The organism is Pseudomonas sp. EZ-C24 (genome assembly GCF_014525325.1).
GTDB classification, from domain to species: Bacteria; Pseudomonadota; Gammaproteobacteria; order Pseudomonadales; family Pseudomonadaceae; genus Aquipseudomonas; species Aquipseudomonas shirazensis.
The window spans coordinates 920,318-937,355 of the sequence record NZ_JACDIU010000014.1; the positions used below are offsets into that span (position 1 = coordinate 920,318).

Below are 17,038 nucleotides of genomic sequence, written 5' to 3' on the forward strand. Positions count from 1 at the left end.
GCAGGCTAGGCCCATGTACGCAAGGCCGGCGAGTTCAAAGTTGATCGCTGCTGACAACAGTCCATCTGAGGTGCATACTCCCAGCATGAACGACATCACTCGCGAAGAACTGAACGCTAGGCTTGAAAACCAGCAGCTTAAGGTTGATGCTCGCCTTAAGGAATTCGAGGGCAAGGTTTCAGACGGGTTGACCCAGATGAACCATAGCCTGCAGCTGCTGGATAAGGATCTTGCCGGTGTGCGTGGGCTCAAGGGTACGATAATCCTCAACTCTATCCTTTCTGTCATTGCCATTGTCGGCATCGTGATTGCGGTAATGGGTTATGGCGTAGCCAATTTTGACTCCGGTCGAGACACATCAGCATCTATTCAAGAGATGAAACAGCAATCCATCGAAACCCGGCAGCTACTTGAGCAAATGAAGGCTCAACAATCTCAGAAATGATCAATCCTTAATGATTACAGCCCGCCTCGGCGGGCTTTTTCATGCCAGCGTGATAGCGCAGGGCCAGAGTGGTAGGATTGGTGGCTCAATCATCTGGGAGGGATGCCCATGCGGGGCTTTGGGATATTCGCGGCGGTAATCGGCATGATCGCCGTAATCGGCGCAATGGCGATGGATGTGTCTGTGTCCACGGGGATGGGCGGAAGGGTAAACAACATCGGGCTGATGGCACAGCAGCAGAACTATCTGATCGTAGGCGGCCTGATGGCCATGGCTGGCCTGATGATGATCATCTTCGGTGGTCGCAAGCAAATCACGCCACAGCAAATCAGCAGCCTTATGGAGTCCCGAGATTCTCGCCCCTGCCCTTACTGTGCAGAGCCAATCAAGCACGCCGCCATCAAGTGCAAGCACTGCCAGGCTGATGTCGCAGCAGTTGAACGCCATATGCCGGCTGAGGGCTGGACTGTGCGCGTGCCATGCCGACCTGGCGATGATTACGAATCAACGCGAGCTAGATTGAAGGCAGACGACCTGCCGGTCGACAAGTCGACAGACTCCATCATCATTATCGGCCCCTACGAACTGAAAGACGCTGCGGTTGACGTGCTGAGAATTCTCCACGAACGGCACTCGATCTTCGGCGAACTCTCTTACGACGACGGACGCTAGGCGTATTTCCAAAAACCTTAAGCCCGCCCATCGCGGGCTTTTTACTGCCTATCAAAAAGGCGTAGTCTCCTCCACTTCCTCCACGCTGTCCTGCTCAATGATGAAGTCGTCCCGCGCCTCAACGCTGCGTCGCTCCCAGCGAACGGTCACGCTGTCGTCATCATTGAAGGTCAGGTCCAGCTCGGGCGTTTCGACCAGCAGCCCCATCACCTCCTCCCACTCAGCCTCTCCGTCTGTGTGCAGCCGTTGGATTGTCACCCAGCGCTGTGTCTGCGCAATCGGATGATTGATCATCGACGATACCCGCAGGCTCAGCCGCTCTAGGCCGGTCATTTCCTCACGCTCTTGTCTTGCCGCCTTCTTTTGCTTGGACATAAGCATCTCTCCTTTACTGTATATCCATCCAGCAATTCCATCGAGCATACATCACGCCTTGTGAAACTTGAACCCGCTTCGTAGGGAAAAGACTCATCACGGCCTCAATAAAACAAATCACAAAACGTGTTGACTTTAAAAACACGATGCGTGATATTCACATCAACACGCAGCGCCTCACCCGGCCCTGCAGAGGCCCTCACGGCTCACCCGCTCTTTAGCGACACACCTTGCCGGATCACCACCGGCCCAGATTCAAAGGCAGCGATGAACCGGCCTCAACGGTTCAGAGGGGTGGCAACTGCCCCGGGCGTGCAGCGTAAAGCGCCAAGACCAGTTATCCAGCGGGAGGACAAGCCGAAAGGCCCGCGGCTGGAATGACAACGAGATTTGAGCCAGAGACCGACGCCAGTAGCGGGTCGCGGCGCCACAGATTTACTGATGCCGGTTCACTGAGCCGGCATTGGAAATCGAGGGTAAAATGCGAACTTGAAACCGAGGAGTTCCAGCAGTGAATAACAGCGATAAGCCGAGCAAGAAGGAAATACTGGACGCCCTGGAGAACTTCTACCGTGCCTATGAGCGAGACGCACAATTCGAATATGGCTCCCAGACCCCTTGGAAGCCAGAGGACTCGGGTGAAGCTGCTGTCATCGCAGCTCACGACATACTGAAGCGCGCAGGCCGGCTGTAGGCCTACGAATGCTTTCTCTAGCCCGCAAATCGCGGGCTTTTTTGTGCCTGACGATTCACTGAAGCACCTGGGCGACCGGGTGCTTTGGGAATCCACCGGAGGAATTAGGTATGGCTCAGTTCTACATCGAAAATCACCTCAGCAACGGAAAGCGCTTGGAATGGCTTGCCCTTCCCGACCAGGGCGAGCCTGTTGAGTCGGTCGTGCAGCAGGTCAAGCAGGCCGCGATAAACAAGTTTGGCGGCATCGTTTACTTCAATCGCTGGGAGCACGTCGTGGCCAGCAACGGCTATGTGACGGTGCAGATGTATGCGTGACCAGATTTCACTGGCTGGCCTTGGCGACGGGGCCAGACGGGAAATCAACCGCCTTGGAGGGCAAAAAGATGACTGGAGTATCCAAGCAAGGCTGCGTGCGTCACGCCCGCTATCAAAGCCGGGAGCTGGTTCGGGCTCGAAAGAGCGGCCAGTGGAGCCTGGCCCTTCATTGCCGAATCAGCCGGGACGACTGGATGAGTGAGGCTCGCGCCAAATGAACAACCGCAACCCGTCAGCCTGACGTTAACCGGCCCGATGCCCTGCTCCCCATCGCAGGCTGCATCGGAGGTGGCAATCCCGCTGAGCGGTTCGATTCCGCAAGCCGAGAGGCGATCAATGGCGCGGCCTGGATTGCCACCCCCGATACACCCCGCATCCCCTTCCCTTCAATTCGACCGCATCGGCAGGCGCCAGGCCACCTTTCACGGTGGGTTTGGTCGCCCGCGCCTGGCACCTGGCCAATGCGGTTGTCCACCGAGGCTCACAAATGACGACTCATACCCCTGGACCTTGGGAGGTCCTGAACGAAACCGAGGTTTTCACCGGCCTCGGGGCCGACAGTGGCGATGGCGTGAAAGCGCTCCCGTCTGACGGCTGGATGATCGCTGACTGCGGTGACTGCGTGACGTTCACTGAAATCGGACCCGCAGAACTGGGCCGAGATCTGCGGAAGGCCAATGCACGCCTGATCGCCGCTGCGCCCGATCTGCTGGAGGCCTTGGAAGGCGTCGAACGACTTTGCAGTCAATCTGGCTATATCGGTGTGAACGGACAGTATCTCAAGGTTGTACGGGCTGCTATCGCCAAGGCCCGGGTGAAGCCATGAGCGGCTGGATCAAGTGCAGCGACAGGCTACCTCAGCTGCTCAAGGGTGGCGGAAAGGCCTGGGTAATCGCCTACACGCCAGCACGAAAAGCACAGAGCGCCTTCAACGGCGCCCGCTTCCTCTACTGGAATGGCATCGACTGGCGTTACGGCGATGGCTCGCGCTTCGAGCACCGCGTAACGCACTGGCAGCCACACCTCAACCCACCCACCGAGTAACCCACCACCTGGAGGCGACCATGGGCGCACTTCGAGCAGCACAGTTTGAGTACGACAACCGCCTCCCGCCGGCGGTGAGTGATGAAAGCGAGGCTGAGCGTCTGTGGATCGACGACGGCATCGCTGAGCTGATGGCGCGGCGTGACGTGCTGTTCCAGCGCCGCCTCCGCCAGCAGCAGGGCGTGACGTTCGAGCGCTTCGCTCAGGCGGTTGATGGGTTCGCGATGGGCCAGCTTGGATTGTCGGGGATCAGCAGCTCGGTGCTTGGTCGTTTGGTGCTGGCGGCGCGCGGCAAGATCACCACCGACGCCGCTGCGGCCGCCGACGAACTCTTGGCAGTGCCCAACCCGGACACTGCCTTGCAGGAGATCGCCCGCCAGCTGCTGGCTCCATTCGCGAAAGAAGGAGTTCTGGCTCAGGCCGAGGAGGCGCAGTGAGAAGCCCTCATGTCCTGATCGACCAGCAACTGGATGCTATGACCCACCCCAGCACGCCTACCAGCTACTCGATGATCATCTCTCATCAGCTGACGGCAATGCTGAGCGACGGGCGCATCACCATCGAAGAGTTCAACCACTACTGCGGGCGCCTCAACAAGATTGTTGATGGGCGCAAGGAGGTCGCGTGACTACACCAATCGTGATGACGCTCATCGACGAGCAGATCGCCGAGTTGCCCGAGGCCCAGGCATTGCCCGACGGTCGTGTGCTGATGCTGTTCACCGGGCCGACCATGTTCGAAGCCAAGCGCGCTGCTGCTGAGGCATTCATCGAGAACCCCGAGGCCTGGAGCTGCCGCGCCTGCCTCTGCGGTGAATGGACTGTCGGGTATGAGGTTCGGGCATGAGCCACACCCACGATCCAGCTCCTAGCGATAGAGCACGGCAGTTCATCCGATGGTGCGCTGAGTATGTTCAGGATTGGCCGGAGCCCTACATCAGCTGCGCACGCTGGATTGGCACAAAGAACAAATGGTGGCGAAAAAATGTCACTTGGCGCGAACATCACAAATCACTCTCGCCGAACCTGTGGGTGGTATGCACAAAGCGCCAGTGGCTCGAAGCGAGGGCGAAGTTGTGACCCGCTACCAGCGAGCCCGACGCCTGGTGATATGGCGTGGCTCCTTCTCTGCCCTCTTCGCCTGCACCTTCTTCATGCTCGCCAGCGCACTGGCTGGCTCTATCACTTCCTGATCACACATCCGGCGCACGGCGGACCCCATTGGGGATAACCGTACCCCTTCGGGAGCGTAAGCGGCGAGAGCGCGCAACCATCCACCGCAGCCAGGGCCTGGAGCGTACCTCCGTGCCCGGGTGACCTGGCATTCCCCTATTCCAACTGACGGCGCCGGCCTGGCGCGAGGTGTATCCCAATGTCCGAATTAACCATCAACGTCGACGACTACCTGAGCGAGTCGGATAAGCGTCGGATCGTGACCGATGCCTTCAGCGCTGCCGCAGCCGCCCATGCTCAGAAGGACTTCGAGCGCATCATCAGCAACTCCGCCTACTACCTGGTTGGCGAGATCGTCGACCAGCACTTCGACGGCAACATGGTGGCCACCCTGAAAGGCAAGGCCATCAGCGTCATCAACAACCTGTCATCGACGACGGTGTTCAGCCCGCCGAACGCCTGGGATCGCGAGGCCAGCAAAGGCTGGCAGCAGATGCAGCAGGCGATTGAAGACCTCAAGCCAATGATCCACCAGCGCGTCAGCGACATCATCGCCGACTACGACCATAGCGCCCTGCGCGACCTGATCGAAACTCAGGTCGGCGAGGCCATTATCAAGAAGCTGACGGCATAAGCTGCTGGAGCCTGAAATGAACAACAACATGAGCATCTGGGAGAAGGTCCAAACGACCGACACCCGATTCACCAAGGACGCCAAGGTCGGCGGCCAGCAGATTACCAGCCTCAACGGCACCGCCATGATCATGAAGGCCACCGAGGTGTTCGGGCCGGCCGGCATCGGATTTGGCTGGAATGTCGTCGAGGAACGCTTCGACAAGGGCGCCGAGATGTTCAGCGGCGAGGGCGACAAGCGCGTCAGCCTGGGCCATGAGCTGAACCACACCGTCAAGATCACCTTCTGGTTCGCGCTGGACGGCAAGCGCGGAGAGATCGAGCAGTACGGATGTACTCAGTACCTCTACAAGTCGAAGTACGGAACAACGACCGACGGCGAGGCGCCGAAGAAGTCGCTGACCGACGCTATCAAGAAGGCCCTGTCGATGCTTGGCTTCAGCGCCGACGTGTTCCTGGGTATGTTCGACGACCAGAACTACGTCCAGCAGCTGCAGGCCGAGCAGGCGATCGAGCAAGCCGAGGACAAAGAAGCCGAGATCGAGCGCCAGAAGCAAGAGCGGCTCGACTACATCAGGAGCACGATCGAGACCATGCAAGGCGCTCAATCGGCTCAAGAGCTGAAGAAGATTCACGACCACGCAGTCCGCCGGCTGACCGCTCGCAAGGACGAAAGCGGGGTCCGCCGCATCGCTAAAGAGCTCGTCGACCTCTCGCCTAAATTCACGCAGGAGAACGCAGCATGACTCAGCTATACGCGCTCACTGGCCAAATGGCTGAACTCGCCGCCATGTGCGACACCGACGACGAGAGCCTGGTGCAGGCCATCCAAGACACGATGGCAGGAATCCAAGGCGAGTTCGAAGTGAAGGCCGACAACATCGTCATGCTTCGCCGGAACATCGAGGGTGATATCGGCGCCATCGAATCCGAGATTGACCGGCTATCTGAGCTCAAGCGCGTCAAGGCGAACAGCGTCGCGCAGATTACAGACTACCTTCGCCGCAACATGGATGCAGCGAATATCAAGACGATCAAGCGACCTCTGTTCACCATCACGCTTGCCGCCGGCAAGGAAAGAGTGGTCGTCGACAACGAAGAGGCGGTCCCCGATGACCTGACTTCGGTCAGCACCAAGATTGCGCCGGACAAAAACGCGATCGCCGCCAAGCTCAAGGCCGACCGCGAGCACAACGAGTCAGTCCGCAAGCGCATGGCCGCCGGCGAAGACTGCGAACATGAACTGATCCCTGACGCGCCCTGGGCCCACCTTGAGCGCGGCGAAAGCTCGATTCGAATCAAGTGAGGCAGCATGAACCCATCAATCGACTTGGAGGCAGCGAAAGCTGCCTTCTTCTCCTCTGGCGGCCAGCTTGTCGTGCTGGAGGGATTCACCTACCAACCTTTTCGGCAGCGCAAGCACCCTGAGCCGAAGCCAAAGCGATCCAGCCCACGGCATGAGAAAGCGCTGAGCAAGCAGAAGGCCGTGGCCAGGGAGCGCGCCGCCAAGGTCGCAGAGCTTGCGAAGACCATGAGCTGCGGCGAGGTGGCTGCGCTACTGGGTACGACCAAAGGCGCCATGTGGGGCATCGCCGCGAGGGAGGGCTTCAAGTTCTTCTCGCCACCGAAGAAGGTCAAGCCAGAGAAGGTAGTGGTTGACCAGGCCGCGGCCGACCGGCGAATCGCCGATCAGATAATCGCCCTTCGTGATACCGGCGCCTCCCGCTGCCGGGTCACTGCCCAGCTCGGGATCGGCGACCGCAAGCTGCAGCGGATCATCGCTGCGTTCGACATCGACTTCCCGCTCAAGCGGTAACGGGGGTAGCAGATGAGTGATAAAGGCGAGTACCCCAGCGTTTACTACGATGGCCGCCAGTGCCGCCGCAACGGCGCAAGCAAGCTGGCAAGCCCCTTCAACCCCACCACATTCCACGGCGCCTGGTTTCTTGCAGGCTGGAATGACATGGACCTCGAGATTGAGCAGAAAAATCCGAAGCGCGCTGCAAAGAACAAGGCGGCGTGAGCACCTGAGTATTCCCCCAAGTGGCCTGCAGGAGGTCGAGCATGGCAATCCCATTCGATGCATCGGCTCGAAAGCCGGTGCGCAAGCTGTACATCACCCGCAGCGGCGGCCAGTACCGGCCTGATGATGTGGCCGTGGCCTTTGCGCTGAGCCTGCGCTTCGACGACAGCGCGGACGCGATACGCAGCCTGGCACGGCGCCTGGTCGACAAGGTCTGCCTGGAGCACCAGCCGAACCTGAAACGCCTATCACGCGAGCCGGACGACGCCAAGGTGTTCGACGCCGCGCTAAAGATCATCAACCGGGTGTGCGACCTGCTCGACATCGGGCCGGGCACCCGCTTTGTGCGTAATGGAGGCGATGATGGCTCTGACGCCGAAGCAGCGTAACGAGAACGCTGAGAAGAAGCGCCTCAAGTTCGATGAGAAGGCGCTGAGACACCGAGTGCGGCCCGGCATTCACCAAGCCATGGAACGAATCAGCGAGCGCGCCAAGGGCATGCCGATCAATGAGGTGCTGCAAACGGCGATCCTCAAGATGGATGCCATGAGCGATGACGAACTCCTGAAGTTCTTGAAGATGCGCCACGAAATCCTACTCAGCGATGACGTGGTGCAGGCTTTCTACGACGCCAGCGTACGCAGCATCGCATCAGATCCGGATCAAGACGCTGACGACCAGATTCAACGCCCGGCCGCCTGACCCCACCTATTCCACCATGCCGCATCCGGCCACGGAGGGCGGCGCATGCATGGAGAAAGCCATGAACGTCGAGACATCGACCGTCACCAAGCTGCTTATCACCGAGGCGCCGAACCTCGACCCGATCAGCGTGTACCTCGAAGACCTCGCGCCCTGCAAAGGCAAGATCACCGTCAGCTGCTACGACAAGACATGGCACGCCTACTGGGGCAGCATGTGGGATGGCCTGAACATCGGCCAATTCTTCTGCAAGCTGCACGACGCCTACATCATCGGCTACTTCGACCGGGGGCTGAGCTCTCGCCGATTCAGCGCCGAGGCCCTAGCCGAAAAAGCGCGGAAGGTGATAGTGCAAATGCGGCGCGACCGGGATCTGGACGCAGAGGATGCCCGGAGTCTGATCGACGAAGCAGAGGACGTTCGACACACCAGCTCGCTCGACGAGTGCGGCGGCGCCCACCGCGAGTTCATGCACCGCGTATTCGGTGACGACTGGTGGAACCTGCCAGCTGACGCCATGGAGTGCAACCCTGACTGGGACTACCTCTGCCGCATCGTCGCAACAGTGCAGCAGGCTCTGGCCAAGCAGTTCTCGATCGCCGCCTAATCTTCCTGCGCTGCCCGCAAGCGCCTCAGGAGCCTTCGCTTTTCACCTGGCAAATGCCATTCGCCCGGTTCTTCCCGGTATACGAGACATCAGGCGAGCCGTCAGGGTTGATCGACAGTGAGATTGTCACCCCACTACCCTTGGCCTCGAAGTAGTTATCGTTGAACTTCTTCAGCTTTCCTTCTTTGCCATTGATGTAGATGGGGCCGCCCTTGTCGGCGTGCACCTCAATGTTCCCTGGGCACGTGGCGTTCACCAGCGGAATGCCAGCCTGAGCAGCGCCCGAGGCAGCCAGCACAGCACAAATCATTAGTCGCTTCATCTCACGATCCTTGAGTGGATTGGCCGAGAGGGAAGCAATAGTCCAATTCGGCGCTGCCCGCCAGCGCCTTCCCCTATTCAACGATAACGCCTCCCCGGCGAGGGCGGCGCCTGCACGCAAGGATAACGACGTGACCACAGCAATCGACCTGTTCGCCGGCCTCGGCGGATGGAGCACCGGCGCGCGCGCCGCAGGCGTCCAGGTCCTCTGGGCTGCAAACCACTGGCCAGAGGCCGTTCAATGGCACAGCGCCAATCACCCACATACCCAGCACGTCTGCCAGGACTTGCACCAGGCCCGATGGGAGCAGGTGCCAGCACACGATATTTTGCTGGCCTCGCCCTGCTGCCAGGGCCATGCCAAAGCGCGTGGCAAGAAGTCGGGCAACCCTGAGCACGACGCATCGCGATCGACGGCGTGGGCGCCGGTATCGGCCCTTGAATTCCATCGGCCACAAGCTGCGGTGATCGAGAACGTGCCGGAGTTCACCGACTGGGTTCTTTACCCGGCCTGGCTGCAAGCAGTGCAGGCCCTGGGGTATCAGGCCGCGCCACACATCGTGGACTGCGCAGACCTCGGCGTGCCACAGCACCGGGTGCGTCTGTTTATGGTTCTGACTCGCAGCAAGGCGCCGCTGATGCTGCAACTGCCGCAGGAGCGACACGTTGCGGCGACCAGCTTCCTCGACTTCGAGGCCGGGCGCTGGTCGCAGATCGAGAAGCCAGGCCGTGCCCAAGCCACGCTCGAACGGGTGCGCAACGGACGCCAGCGCTTCGGCGAACGGTTCATCATGCCCTACTACGGCAAGGGATCAAGCACCACCGGCCGCGATATCAACCGCCCGATAGGAACCATCACCACCCTGGACCGCTGGGCACTGGTCGACGGCGATCGCATGCGGATGCTGAGCGCCAGCGAGGCCCTGGCCGCGATGTCCTTCCCAGCTGACACCCTGCGGCCGGACAACCATCGGCTGACCATGCACATGGCCGGGAACGCGGTGCCGCCTCTGGCTGGCCAGCGAGTGATTGAAGCTCTGTTAGCAGCAGCTTGAGAGGCCCTAGCGGTACTGACTGTTGGAAGACATGCGCCAGTAAAGCTCCCAGAGCTGCTGGAAACACCGCTCGATTTCTGGATGGCTAACTGCGGTTGGCCTTTGAGGATCGTAGCACCCTGAGTACTCCAGAACACTTATGAACAGCTCTCGCGCCTCTTCATCTGGGAACTCATCAGGATTAAGTGGCATGAGCTCCTGATGAATGGCTTTCAAGCGCATGTGCTTTTCAACGCCGGTGGCCGCTATCTCCAATGCATCAGTCAGACGCTTAACCGTTTCGTGCGGATCCTTGGACATTCCGTACTCCTTTTCCTGAGTTGGCTGCAGCTGAAAAATAACTGCGCAGCGACTATAGCCGCGAGGTATCCCCATGCCCACAGAAAACGCGGAGGCCGCATGAAGCCCATCCCCCGCTCCTACTCCCGGCCCCGAGTCGGCATGCCCCAGTTCACGCTTTCAAACGTATGCGACGAGTGCGGCGGTAGTCGCGCCCACGGCAACCACAAGGCCTGCTCGAAGAAGCGACAGGCAAGGTATCAATCGGAGAATCGAGCATGAGCAATAACCAGATGGTCCTTGCGCCGCGTGAGCTGCTGGAGCGGCTAGACCTCGGAAAGAACACGGCGGTGGACATGGCTGCGCTGCCGGAGTTGCGCGAGCTACTCGCCAAGCCAGCCGAGCAGCACCAGGGAGTGCCGGTGGCGGTCGTGGATGAAGCCGACGATGGCCTGTTCGTCGAGTTGATCTATGGCGACAACGGCAACCCGCTGCGCCGTGGTGACAAGCTCTACACACGCCCGGCGCAGGGCGAGGTTGTTGGGTGGCAGTTCTATCAGCAAAGCAAGTGGTGGAACGGCGACGACAGGATAAAAGATCACCGCAAGAACACCGAAGCCGCTGGCATCCCTACTCGAGACGTTTACACCCACGCCGATCCTGCCGAGGTTGAGCGGCTGCGCACCGTCATTGAGCAGCAGAAGAACCTCATCGAGTCGCTGCGCGCAGAGCTGGTTGAGTCGCACAGCATCGACGCCAGCGCAGAGCCGTGCGCGACGAAGTGCAAGCACCCGGTCAAATGTGCACGCTTCGACAACGGCGAAATCGTCGACCACATCTGCCAAGACTGCCTTCAGGTGTTCAAGCCGAGCGCGCCGGTTGAGATCAATGAGCGGGCGGCGTTTGAGCGACGGTTCCCTGACTTCGACCATACCTTGTGCTCGCATGAAGACTGGAAGGATCAGTACGACGACCCCCAGCTCGGTGACATGTGGAACGGCTGGCAAGCCCGCGCCGCCCTGGAGCGCAAGCCGTGAAGATCCATTGGGCTGCCCACATCGATTACGACCAAGACGGCAACGATGACGAGCACTTCTCGGCGTGCGGCGTTGGCCGTGGCAGCCGCGATGGCGAAGAGTGGGAGTCGGCCAGGTTCAAGTCCGAGGTCACCTGCAAGACCTGCCTAAAGGTCATCGCCAAGCAAGAGAACATCCGTACTCCTCAGCTGTAACCCCTCTCCCCTCTATTCACTGCCGCGATATGGCGGCCAAGGAATCGTCATGCCTGAAGAAATCAAGCTGATCCAGCCGGCGCCGGTTGTGCGCGACGAATACGGAATGTTCCAACACCCTGACCTACCTGACTTCGAGGAGGGTGACAGCGACAATTGCAAGGCCTGGATTGCTGAGCAGGGTCTGGAGGTCGGGCGGGTTAGCCTGGAGTATGCCGACGAGGCCATTGCTGACCGGTATTTCGAAAGCCACGATCCGGACTGCAGCTACTGGGAGCCTGATCGCCCGGACGGCGAAGGTTGGTTCTGCCTGGCCATCCACGACACCGACGACGGCCCTGTCTGCTGGTGGGCTCGCCGGGTCGTGACACCATGAGCCAGGCAGAGGAGCGTGATCGAAACGCCCCCACCGAACCGCCTGCGATCCAGACCACTATCGCGCTGCAGCGCTGACCCTGGCAGTCGGTGCACCGTCCAAGGCTATCTGACGGGCTCGGCCTACTCCCCAGACAAGGGCCCTAGTCATCGACTCGTGGGGCCTTGAGTCGTATGCCTCTTCGTAGATGGGCATGCCAGAAGCCGCGTACACGCCAACAAACAACTGCGTATTACCGGTACGCGACAAGCGCACCTGGACGTCAATGACCGTCCCGTCATCGAGTATTTCATCGTGCATTCGATGGTGAAGGGTCGGATCAGCCCAAGTCCAAAATACATTCCCTCGAATCCTCATGTCGCCCTCCTTCGACTCGCTTTAATGGTTGTTCCCTCAGCAACTTTATCTAACAAACGACGACAGACAACCTTTAATGGCCGATATGCGGACTGCGTCTGACAACCGGCAACTTTTCTTATACCGAATAAATAACCTGTACAACTTATTGCCGCGATATGGCGGCCAAGGAATGCCTGTGTCCGAAGTAGACGAACGCGATCTCGAACTTCTCAAACTGGCCGCTAAGGCCGCACGCCTTGAGATTGAACCATGCACCTGCCGCGATCGAAAGTGGCCTTTCCGCCTGAGGGGTCAGTCGGGTGTGCGTGCTCACTGGAACCCGTTGATCAACGATGGCGACGCACTGCGGGTGGCCGTATTGATGGGCCGCGGTGATCGCCTGGGCATCCAGATCCACATCATCGAGCCATTCGACGGCGACACGGACGCGTACACCGTTGTGGATGCTGAGCGCTTTGGTGAGTTCGACATCTACCATGGCGATGATCCATTCCGGGCCACTCGCCGGGCAATCGTTGAGGCTGCCGCAGCGATCGGGAGCAGATCATGACCCGCCTCGCCCTCTGCCTCCTGCTGCTGGCCACCCTCGCCGGCTGCGAACCTATGACCCCCGAGCAAATCACACAGCGCCAACTGGACTACCCGTTCTCCGGCGCCCATATCGAGCACGACGACGCTCGCGGAGTTACGTGCTGGGTCTCCGATGACTCCCGCGCCGGGCTCTCCTGCTTGCCGGATTGGATGCTGCGCGGTCCAGACCAGGCCGGCAACGAGCGCCAGCTCTCCCCGCACGAAAAAGATTCAGGACCTACACCCGCACTGGCGCCTGGGCGCTGGATTGATGAGAGGTATGAGCTGTGAGTAAAGCCGACCGCAAAGACGTGCTCGACGAAATGACCAAGGAAGACTTGGTGGACTGGATCAGGTCGCAGCACTTTTTCTTCAAGCCCAAGAAGAGTGATGTTCTCTACCTGCGCTGGAATCGGCAATCGGCCGCCGTTATCGATGAGATGGAAAAGGAAAACCGCGCACTTGATCACCTCGACTTCAGCGAGCGTGATCGCCTGGCCAAGCAGTTCAACGCCTCGAAAGACCCGAATGAGCGCCTCCGGCTGATCGAGAAGATCGAGCCATATGACAAGGCCTTGAGAGACCATCTCAGCCGATCCGAGGCGATTAACCGCAAGCAGAAGCGAGTGGATGCTCTTTACGAGCAGATCGATGTGGAGCGTCGGAAGGAGCAGCGTGCATGACCGACCTGATCGAAGTGAAGACCGCCAGGCTGATAGGCGCGCCGCTGGACTGGGCGGTGGCCATGGCTGAGGACTTCAGCTCAGCCCCAGGCCGGCGCACGACAATCTGGCGCGCCGAAGAAGACCCAACCAGCGTCAGCATCCGTGGTGCCGCAGAAGGCTTCGGCTATCGCCCATCCGCCAACTGGGAGCAAGGCGGCCCGCTGATCGACAAGCACCGCGGCAGCACTCAGCACTCTCCGGGCCTGGCCGATGAGGCCTGCTACAGCGGCGGGCCGGCCGCTGCCGGGATCTGGCTCTACGGCCCCACCGCCCTGGTCGCGTTCTGCCGCGGCTTCGTCCACCACATGCTCGGCGATACCGTCCAGGTGCCGAAGGAACTAATTTCACAGCATTGAGAGGGTGGGGAATCAACGCGGGTAGCGCACATCCCAGTAAAAAGAGGCCACCCAATACAACAGCCCCCAAGCAGCCGCAGTAAATAAAAAGGCTACTGCCAACCCAAAAGTCCACATGTAGGGACGCTCCTCGCCCTCCATGCCAGCCAAAGTTTTAGAAAACTTTTGAACGACGAAGTACAGCACCCCAATTGCAACGAGTACACAAAAAATCGCAGACACGCTCTTGAATCCGACTTCAGCTACGCCGGCACCTTTAAATCCACCGAGATTGGACATCCCGGCCAACGACACACCAGTAAGCGTTGCAATCGAACTAGCGATGCTCAATGCCTCAGACCACTTCACACCCGCCTCCTATCAATATCAAAAAGCCAGTATCCCACATCTAGCGCCCCCTCTTACAACTCGAGCCCGCCTACATACGCGGGCGAGGATTCCCTATGTCCGCAATCAACCGATTCCATGAAGTGCCCAACGATGCGCTGGTGATGATCAGCGACAACTTGGTGCCTGGAGCCAAGCTGATCGGCGCAAAGGAAGAGCACCTGGCCGCCCTTGAACATGCCCGCGCGATTATCCAGCTGCACCGCGCCTGACCACCAACCTGCCGCCACCGGCGGCGTGGAGACCATCCCATGGAAACCGAACAAAGAGAGCCGATTGCCTGGGCGTCGGACAAGGTGCCCGAAGACCGAATGGCGGAGCTGGTAGGCACCACCAAGCGGGCATTGGAGGGCAAACGATGCCGCGGCGTTATCCCCGAAGGGGTCTGGAAAAAGGTCGACGGCAGGATTTTCTACAGCATCAGGAGATATGAAGCGTGGCTGGAAGGAGAATGGGGTTACCCACTGGAGTCGAGTTCATCGGCAACGCCGTCCGCATCCGTTTTATGGTCAACGGCGAACGGCGATCAGAAACGCTCGCATATCCCCAAACTGCCAAGGGGATCAAAGCGGCAGCCGATCTACGCGCTCAAGTAGTCAGCCTGGCCAAGCATGGCGTGCTGGACGAAAAGCGCTATGCCGAGCTGTTCCCGGGTTCAAGCTACAACGCGACAGTCAGCGAGATTTCATTCGGGGAGTACGCGCAAAGCTGGCTCAACAGCCTGGAGGTCGTGCACGACACGCGGGTGAATTACAAAGGGATTATGAACAACTACTGGATGCCGCATCTGGCGAGACTGCCTATCAAGGCAGTTACGCCGATGGTGCTGAGGGAGGTGGTCGCTAGGACCGAGTGGAAGAGTTCGACCGTCAAGCGCGCCGCGATCGCCCGGGTCAAGGCAATGTTTCGAGCGGCGGTTTACGACGAAGTGGTGGACAGGAACCCAGCTGCCGCGATCCAGCTGCCGCAGAAGACGCGCAAGCAAGTGGACCCGTTCACAGTCGAAGAAGCGGACGCACTCATCGAGTGGATGTACGCCAATTTCTCCAGGTGCAATCAAGTCTTCGCTGCTTTCTATGAGTTTGCGTTCTACACCGGGATGCGCACGGGCGAGATCATGGCCCTGAGGTGGGACGAGGTCGACATGGATAAAAAGACCGCCCACGTTTGCCGGATCGTGGTCGAGAACCAGGTGATGGAGCGGACCAAAACCAAATACACCCGCACGGTGATGCTCAACAGCAGGGCTCTGGCCGCGCTCACGAAGGCAAGGCAGATCGCCGATGACAGAGAAACGCAGACTCGCCGTGTGGCCACGGTTTCGCCCTTCGTCTTCCAGCCATCCGGTAGATCACCCTTCATGAAGGGGCCCGACACGCCCGGTGTCCACTTCAATGATGCGATCGCCGGGCGGCAGGTAAGGCCTCGGCCACAGTACAATTGCAGGCACACCTACGCCACCATGTGCCTCATGTCGGGCATGAACCCAGCATTTATTGCAGGGCAGCTTGGGCACTCTGTTCAGGTGCTGCTAACCACCTATGCGAAGTGGCTGAATTCGGCCAATGATTGGTCGGAACTCGCGAAGCTGGAAATGTGCGTAATTGGTACAGAATTGGTACAGGATTAAAATTCGTTCACGTTGCGCCCTTTAGTCATAAGGCATTCGACACGCTTTCGGCCATACTCCACAATGCAGCGGTTTTTTGGGGAAAACCCTGCAAAGCCAACGACATACCTCCTTTTAGTGAGCCTCAACGTGAAAACTTCTCTGTCCATCCTCAGCCTGCTGCTGTTGCTCACTGGAACTTCGACCCTCGCAACTACCGCTGCCGCTGCGCCGCCGCCGAGCCAGACTCAGCGCGATCCGGCCAAACTGCACCTGGCCTCGGGCAGCGCGCTTTTGATCGACCTCAACAGCAACAAGGAGCTGTACGCAAGCCATGCCGACCGGGTGGTGCCGATTGCCTCGGTGACCAAACTGATGACGGCCATGGTAGTGCTTGACGCGAAACTGCCTATGGACGAGCAGTTGACCATGACCATCGCCAACAACCCGGAAATGAAGGGTGTGTACTCGCGGGTCCGCCTGGGCAGCCAGCTCGATCGCCGCGAGACCTTGCTGATCACTTTGATGTCGTCGGAAAACCGCGCAGCCAACAGCCTCGCCAACCACTACCCAGGCGGCTATGGTGCCTTTATCAAGGCCATGAACGCCAAGGCGCGCAGCCTCGGCATGAGCCATACCCGCTATGTCGAGCCTACAGGCCTGTCGACGCTGAACGTGTCGACCGCACGCGACCTTGGCAAGCTGCTGTTGGCATCGCGCAAGTACCCGTTGTTGAGCGACTTGTCGACCACTCGCGAAAAGACCGTGGCGTTTCGCAAGCCTAACTACACGCTGGGCTTTCGCAACACCGACCATCTGGTCAACAAGAGCAACTGGGACATCAAGCTGACCAAGACCGGCTTTACCAATGAAGCAGGGCACTGCCTGGTGCTGCTGACCCGGATGGACAACCGCCCCGTGGCGATGGTGATTCTGGATGCCTTCGGCAAGTACACCCACTTCGCCGACGCCAGCCGCATGCGCCAGTGGCTGGAAACCGGTGCGGCCAAACCTGCACCGGCCGTGGCCATGCAGTACAAAGCGGAGCGACGCAAGGTCGTTGCCGACTGAGCCTGACGCTCCAG

The 17,038-nt window shown here is 59.6% G+C and carries 32 protein-coding genes; 26 read left to right on the forward strand and 6 right to left on the reverse strand.

Translation table 11 applies throughout. The features are described 5' to 3' along the window. The first annotated feature begins 85 nt into the window (after nucleotides 1–85). Nucleotides 86–445, forward strand: a complete 360-nt coding sequence (locus IDM28_RS13430) for a hypothetical protein (RefSeq protein ID WP_188036207.1) — start codon at nucleotides 86–88, stop codon at nucleotides 443–445. Between the two features lie 144 nt (nucleotides 446–589). Continuing rightward, a complete protein-coding gene (locus tag IDM28_RS13435; RefSeq protein ID WP_188036208.1) occupies nucleotides 590–1,117 on the forward strand; it encodes a hypothetical protein in 528 nt (175 codons plus the stop codon). 51 nt (nucleotides 1,118–1,168) lie between these two features. Here the strand turns inward: IDM28_RS13435 and IDM28_RS13440 are convergent, their stop codons facing one another. Then, a complete protein-coding gene (locus IDM28_RS13440; RefSeq protein ID WP_188036209.1) occupies nucleotides 1,169–1,492 on the reverse strand; it encodes a DUF1654 domain-containing protein in 324 nt (107 codons plus the stop codon). 804 nt (nucleotides 1,493–2,296) lie between these two features. Here IDM28_RS13440 and IDM28_RS13445 point away from each other — a divergent pair. The 14 genes from IDM28_RS13445 (at nucleotide 2,297) to IDM28_RS13510 (ending at nucleotide 8,684) form a co-directional block, all read left to right on the forward strand. Further along, a complete protein-coding gene (locus IDM28_RS13445; RefSeq protein ID WP_188036210.1) occupies nucleotides 2,297–2,503 on the forward strand; it encodes a hypothetical protein in 207 nt (68 codons plus the stop codon). Nucleotides 2,504–2,990: 487 nt separating this feature from the next. After that, entirely contained in the window at nucleotides 2,991–3,329 is a 339-nt protein-coding gene (locus IDM28_RS13450; RefSeq protein WP_188036211.1) for a hypothetical protein, read from the forward strand. Continuing rightward, nucleotides 3,326–3,547, forward strand: coding sequence for a DUF551 domain-containing protein (locus tag IDM28_RS13455; protein WP_188036212.1), 222 nt, complete (start codon nucleotides 3,326–3,328; stop codon nucleotides 3,545–3,547). The genes IDM28_RS13450 and IDM28_RS13455 overlap by 4 nt, the downstream gene beginning before the upstream one ends. A gap of 20 nt (nucleotides 3,548–3,567) precedes the next feature. Then, nucleotides 3,568–3,984: a hypothetical protein gene (locus IDM28_RS13460; RefSeq protein ID WP_188036213.1), complete on the forward strand. Its 417-nt coding sequence runs from the start codon at nucleotides 3,568–3,570 to the stop codon at nucleotides 3,982–3,984. Further along, nucleotides 3,981–4,175 carry a hypothetical protein gene (locus IDM28_RS13465; protein WP_188036214.1) on the forward strand — a complete coding sequence of 65 codons (195 nt, stop codon included), beginning with the start codon at nucleotides 3,981–3,983 and terminating at the stop codon, nucleotides 4,173–4,175. The genes IDM28_RS13460 and IDM28_RS13465 overlap by 4 nt, the downstream gene beginning before the upstream one ends. Continuing rightward, nucleotides 4,172–4,393, forward strand: coding sequence for a hypothetical protein (locus tag IDM28_RS13470; RefSeq protein WP_188036215.1), 222 nt, complete (start codon nucleotides 4,172–4,174; stop codon nucleotides 4,391–4,393). Before IDM28_RS13465 ends, IDM28_RS13470 begins: the two co-directional genes overlap by 4 nt. Before the next feature lie 525 nt (nucleotides 4,394–4,918). Beyond that, entirely contained in the window at nucleotides 4,919–5,353 is a 435-nt protein-coding gene (locus IDM28_RS13475; protein WP_188036216.1) for a hypothetical protein, read from the forward strand. A 16-nt stretch (nucleotides 5,354–5,369) separates the two neighbouring features. After that, nucleotides 5,370–6,098, forward strand: coding sequence for a hypothetical protein (locus IDM28_RS13480; protein ID WP_188036217.1), 729 nt, complete (start codon nucleotides 5,370–5,372; stop codon nucleotides 6,096–6,098). Further along, the gene (locus IDM28_RS13485; RefSeq protein ID WP_188036218.1) at nucleotides 6,095–6,658 is read left to right on the forward strand and encodes a siphovirus Gp157 family protein; all 564 of its coding nucleotides are present in this window, start codon (nucleotides 6,095–6,097) and stop codon (nucleotides 6,656–6,658) included. Before IDM28_RS13480 ends, IDM28_RS13485 begins: the two co-directional genes overlap by 4 nt. Before the next feature lie 6 nt (nucleotides 6,659–6,664). Further along, nucleotides 6,665–7,168 carry a hypothetical protein gene (locus IDM28_RS13490; RefSeq protein WP_188036219.1) on the forward strand — a complete coding sequence of 168 codons (504 nt, stop codon included), beginning with the start codon at nucleotides 6,665–6,667 and terminating at the stop codon, nucleotides 7,166–7,168. Nucleotides 7,169–7,180: 12 nt separating this feature from the next. Continuing rightward, nucleotides 7,181–7,375: a hypothetical protein gene (locus tag IDM28_RS13495; RefSeq protein ID WP_188036220.1), complete on the forward strand. Its 195-nt coding sequence runs from the start codon at nucleotides 7,181–7,183 to the stop codon at nucleotides 7,373–7,375. 41 nt (nucleotides 7,376–7,416) lie between these two features. Further along, nucleotides 7,417–7,764, forward strand: coding sequence for a hypothetical protein (locus IDM28_RS13500; RefSeq protein WP_188036221.1), 348 nt, complete (start codon nucleotides 7,417–7,419; stop codon nucleotides 7,762–7,764). Next, nucleotides 7,739–8,077, forward strand: a complete 339-nt coding sequence (locus tag IDM28_RS13505) for a hypothetical protein (RefSeq protein WP_188036222.1) — start codon at nucleotides 7,739–7,741, stop codon at nucleotides 8,075–8,077. The genes IDM28_RS13500 and IDM28_RS13505 overlap by 26 nt, the downstream gene beginning before the upstream one ends. Before the next feature lie 61 nt (nucleotides 8,078–8,138). Then, the gene (locus IDM28_RS13510; RefSeq protein WP_188036223.1) at nucleotides 8,139–8,684 is read left to right on the forward strand and encodes a hypothetical protein; all 546 of its coding nucleotides are present in this window, start codon (nucleotides 8,139–8,141) and stop codon (nucleotides 8,682–8,684) included. 25 nt (nucleotides 8,685–8,709) lie between these two features. Here IDM28_RS13510 and IDM28_RS13515 read toward each other — a convergent pair whose 3' ends face one another. Next, a complete protein-coding gene (locus tag IDM28_RS13515; protein WP_188036035.1) occupies nucleotides 8,710–9,006 on the reverse strand; it encodes a hypothetical protein in 297 nt (98 codons plus the stop codon). A 130-nt stretch (nucleotides 9,007–9,136) separates the two neighbouring features. Here IDM28_RS13515 and IDM28_RS13520 point away from each other — a divergent pair, with 130 nt between their 5' ends. Then, nucleotides 9,137–10,060, forward strand: a complete 924-nt coding sequence (locus tag IDM28_RS13520; protein ID WP_188036224.1) for a DNA cytosine methyltransferase — start codon at nucleotides 9,137–9,139, stop codon at nucleotides 10,058–10,060. 6 nt (nucleotides 10,061–10,066) lie between these two features. On the opposite strand, the gene IDM28_RS13525 is transcribed toward IDM28_RS13520, so the two are convergent. Then, the gene (locus tag IDM28_RS13525; RefSeq protein WP_188036225.1) at nucleotides 10,067–10,360 is read right to left on the reverse strand and encodes a hypothetical protein; all 294 of its coding nucleotides are present in this window, start codon (nucleotides 10,358–10,360) and stop codon (nucleotides 10,067–10,069) included. Between the two features lie 257 nt (nucleotides 10,361–10,617). On the opposite strand from IDM28_RS13525, the gene IDM28_RS13530 reads away from it, so the two are divergent. From IDM28_RS13530 to IDM28_RS13540, 3 genes are read left to right on the forward strand one after another with little or no spacing between them, the layout of a single operon-like run. Beyond that, nucleotides 10,618–11,376, forward strand: a complete 759-nt coding sequence (locus IDM28_RS13530; RefSeq protein WP_188036226.1) for a hypothetical protein — start codon at nucleotides 10,618–10,620, stop codon at nucleotides 11,374–11,376. Further along, a complete protein-coding gene (locus IDM28_RS13535; protein WP_188036227.1) occupies nucleotides 11,373–11,570 on the forward strand; it encodes a hypothetical protein in 198 nt (65 codons plus the stop codon). Before IDM28_RS13530 ends, IDM28_RS13535 begins: the two co-directional genes overlap by 4 nt. 49 nt (nucleotides 11,571–11,619) lie before the next feature. Continuing rightward, nucleotides 11,620–11,946, forward strand: a complete 327-nt coding sequence (locus IDM28_RS13540) for a hypothetical protein (protein WP_188036228.1) — start codon at nucleotides 11,620–11,622, stop codon at nucleotides 11,944–11,946. Nucleotides 11,947–12,003: 57 nt separating this feature from the next. Here IDM28_RS13540 and IDM28_RS23895 read toward each other — a convergent pair whose 3' ends face one another. Both IDM28_RS23895 and IDM28_RS13545 read right to left on the reverse strand, forming a co-directional pair. Further along, nucleotides 12,004–12,303, reverse strand: a complete 300-nt coding sequence (locus tag IDM28_RS23895) for a hypothetical protein (protein ID WP_262500093.1) — start codon at nucleotides 12,301–12,303, stop codon at nucleotides 12,004–12,006. A 145-nt stretch (nucleotides 12,304–12,448) separates the two neighbouring features. Further along, nucleotides 12,449–12,784, reverse strand: coding sequence for a hypothetical protein (locus tag IDM28_RS13545; protein WP_188036229.1), 336 nt, complete (start codon nucleotides 12,782–12,784; stop codon nucleotides 12,449–12,451). Nucleotides 12,785–12,852: 68 nt separating this feature from the next. On the opposite strand from IDM28_RS13545, the gene IDM28_RS13550 reads away from it, so the two are divergent. The 3 genes from IDM28_RS13550 to IDM28_RS13560 are packed head-to-tail and all read left to right on the forward strand — an operon-like array spanning nucleotide 12,853 to nucleotide 13,957. After that, nucleotides 12,853–13,167 carry a hypothetical protein gene (locus IDM28_RS13550; RefSeq protein WP_188036230.1) on the forward strand — a complete coding sequence of 105 codons (315 nt, stop codon included), beginning with the start codon at nucleotides 12,853–12,855 and terminating at the stop codon, nucleotides 13,165–13,167. After that, the gene (locus IDM28_RS13555; RefSeq protein ID WP_188036231.1) at nucleotides 13,164–13,559 is read left to right on the forward strand and encodes a hypothetical protein; all 396 of its coding nucleotides are present in this window, start codon (nucleotides 13,164–13,166) and stop codon (nucleotides 13,557–13,559) included. The genes IDM28_RS13550 and IDM28_RS13555 overlap by 4 nt, the downstream gene beginning before the upstream one ends. Then, nucleotides 13,556–13,957: a phage protein NinX family protein gene (locus IDM28_RS13560; protein ID WP_188036232.1), complete on the forward strand. Its 402-nt coding sequence runs from the start codon at nucleotides 13,556–13,558 to the stop codon at nucleotides 13,955–13,957. Before IDM28_RS13555 ends, IDM28_RS13560 begins: the two co-directional genes overlap by 4 nt. Before the next feature lie 12 nt (nucleotides 13,958–13,969). On the opposite strand, the gene IDM28_RS13565 is transcribed toward IDM28_RS13560, so the two are convergent. After that, nucleotides 13,970–14,305, reverse strand: a complete 336-nt coding sequence (locus IDM28_RS13565; RefSeq protein WP_188036233.1) for a hypothetical protein — start codon at nucleotides 14,303–14,305, stop codon at nucleotides 13,970–13,972. A gap of 95 nt (nucleotides 14,306–14,400) precedes the next feature. On the opposite strand from IDM28_RS13565, the gene IDM28_RS13570 reads away from it, so the two are divergent. The 3 genes from IDM28_RS13570 (at nucleotide 14,401) to pbpG (ending at nucleotide 17,024) form a co-directional block, all read left to right on the forward strand. Further along, nucleotides 14,401–14,556, forward strand: coding sequence for a hypothetical protein (locus tag IDM28_RS13570; protein ID WP_188036388.1), 156 nt, complete (start codon nucleotides 14,401–14,403; stop codon nucleotides 14,554–14,556). Nucleotides 14,557–14,795: 239 nt separating this feature from the next. Further along, nucleotides 14,796–15,974 (forward strand): tyrosine-type recombinase/integrase, encoded by a 1,179-nt coding sequence (locus tag IDM28_RS13575; protein ID WP_223175919.1) that lies wholly within the window; start codon nucleotides 14,796–14,798, stop codon nucleotides 15,972–15,974. 129 nt (nucleotides 15,975–16,103) lie between these two features. After that, nucleotides 16,104–17,024: a D-alanyl-D-alanine endopeptidase gene (gene pbpG, locus IDM28_RS13580; RefSeq protein WP_224785493.1), complete on the forward strand. Its 921-nt coding sequence runs from the start codon at nucleotides 16,104–16,106 to the stop codon at nucleotides 17,022–17,024. Nucleotides 17,025–17,038: the final 14 nt, after the last annotated feature.

What these genes read in the sequence shown, in the direction of transcription:
- IDM28_RS13430 (WP_188036207.1), top strand. Translation starts at nt 86, where the DNA reads ATGAACGACATCACTCGCGAAGAACTGAACGCTAGGCTTGAAAACCAG.
- IDM28_RS13435 (WP_188036208.1), top strand. Translation starts at nt 590, where the DNA reads ATGATCGCCGTAATCGGCGCAATGGCGATGGATGTGTCTGTGTCCACG.
- IDM28_RS13440 (WP_188036209.1), bottom strand. Translation starts at nt 1,492, where the DNA reads ATGTCCAAGCAAAAGAAGGCGGCAAGACAAGAGCGTGAGGAAATGACC.
- IDM28_RS13445 (WP_188036210.1), top strand. Translation starts at nt 2,297, where the DNA reads ATGGCTCAGTTCTACATCGAAAATCACCTCAGCAACGGAAAGCGCTTG.
- IDM28_RS13450 (WP_188036211.1), top strand. Translation starts at nt 2,991, where the DNA reads ATGACGACTCATACCCCTGGACCTTGGGAGGTCCTGAACGAAACCGAG.
- IDM28_RS13455 (WP_188036212.1), top strand. Translation starts at nt 3,326, where the DNA reads ATGAGCGGCTGGATCAAGTGCAGCGACAGGCTACCTCAGCTGCTCAAG.
- IDM28_RS13460 (WP_188036213.1), top strand. Translation starts at nt 3,568, where the DNA reads ATGGGCGCACTTCGAGCAGCACAGTTTGAGTACGACAACCGCCTCCCG.
- IDM28_RS13475 (WP_188036216.1), top strand. Translation starts at nt 4,919, where the DNA reads ATGTCCGAATTAACCATCAACGTCGACGACTACCTGAGCGAGTCGGAT.
- IDM28_RS13480 (WP_188036217.1), top strand. Translation starts at nt 5,370, where the DNA reads ATGAACAACAACATGAGCATCTGGGAGAAGGTCCAAACGACCGACACC.
- IDM28_RS13485 (WP_188036218.1), top strand. Translation starts at nt 6,095, where the DNA reads ATGACTCAGCTATACGCGCTCACTGGCCAAATGGCTGAACTCGCCGCC.
- IDM28_RS13490 (WP_188036219.1), top strand. Translation starts at nt 6,665, where the DNA reads ATGAACCCATCAATCGACTTGGAGGCAGCGAAAGCTGCCTTCTTCTCC.
- IDM28_RS13495 (WP_188036220.1), top strand. Translation starts at nt 7,181, where the DNA reads ATGAGTGATAAAGGCGAGTACCCCAGCGTTTACTACGATGGCCGCCAG.
- IDM28_RS13500 (WP_188036221.1), top strand. Translation starts at nt 7,417, where the DNA reads ATGGCAATCCCATTCGATGCATCGGCTCGAAAGCCGGTGCGCAAGCTG.
- IDM28_RS13505 (WP_188036222.1), top strand. Translation starts at nt 7,739, where the DNA reads ATGGCTCTGACGCCGAAGCAGCGTAACGAGAACGCTGAGAAGAAGCGC.
- IDM28_RS13510 (WP_188036223.1), top strand. Translation starts at nt 8,139, where the DNA reads ATGAACGTCGAGACATCGACCGTCACCAAGCTGCTTATCACCGAGGCG.
- IDM28_RS13515 (WP_188036035.1), bottom strand. Translation starts at nt 9,006, where the DNA reads ATGAAGCGACTAATGATTTGTGCTGTGCTGGCTGCCTCGGGCGCTGCT.
- IDM28_RS13525 (WP_188036225.1), bottom strand. Translation starts at nt 10,360, where the DNA reads ATGTCCAAGGATCCGCACGAAACGGTTAAGCGTCTGACTGATGCATTG.
- IDM28_RS13530 (WP_188036226.1), top strand. Translation starts at nt 10,618, where the DNA reads ATGAGCAATAACCAGATGGTCCTTGCGCCGCGTGAGCTGCTGGAGCGG.
- IDM28_RS13540 (WP_188036228.1), top strand. Translation starts at nt 11,620, where the DNA reads ATGCCTGAAGAAATCAAGCTGATCCAGCCGGCGCCGGTTGTGCGCGAC.
- IDM28_RS23895 (WP_262500093.1), bottom strand. Translation starts at nt 12,303, where the DNA reads ATGAGGATTCGAGGGAATGTATTTTGGACTTGGGCTGATCCGACCCTT.
- IDM28_RS13545 (WP_188036229.1), bottom strand. Translation starts at nt 12,784, where the DNA reads ATGGTAGATGTCGAACTCACCAAAGCGCTCAGCATCCACAACGGTGTA.
- IDM28_RS13550 (WP_188036230.1), top strand. Translation starts at nt 12,853, where the DNA reads ATGACCCGCCTCGCCCTCTGCCTCCTGCTGCTGGCCACCCTCGCCGGC.
- IDM28_RS13560 (WP_188036232.1), top strand. Translation starts at nt 13,556, where the DNA reads ATGACCGACCTGATCGAAGTGAAGACCGCCAGGCTGATAGGCGCGCCG.
- IDM28_RS13570 (WP_188036388.1), top strand. Translation starts at nt 14,401, where the DNA reads ATGTCCGCAATCAACCGATTCCATGAAGTGCCCAACGATGCGCTGGTG.
- IDM28_RS13575 (WP_223175919.1), top strand. Translation starts at nt 14,796, where the DNA reads ATGGGGTTACCCACTGGAGTCGAGTTCATCGGCAACGCCGTCCGCATC.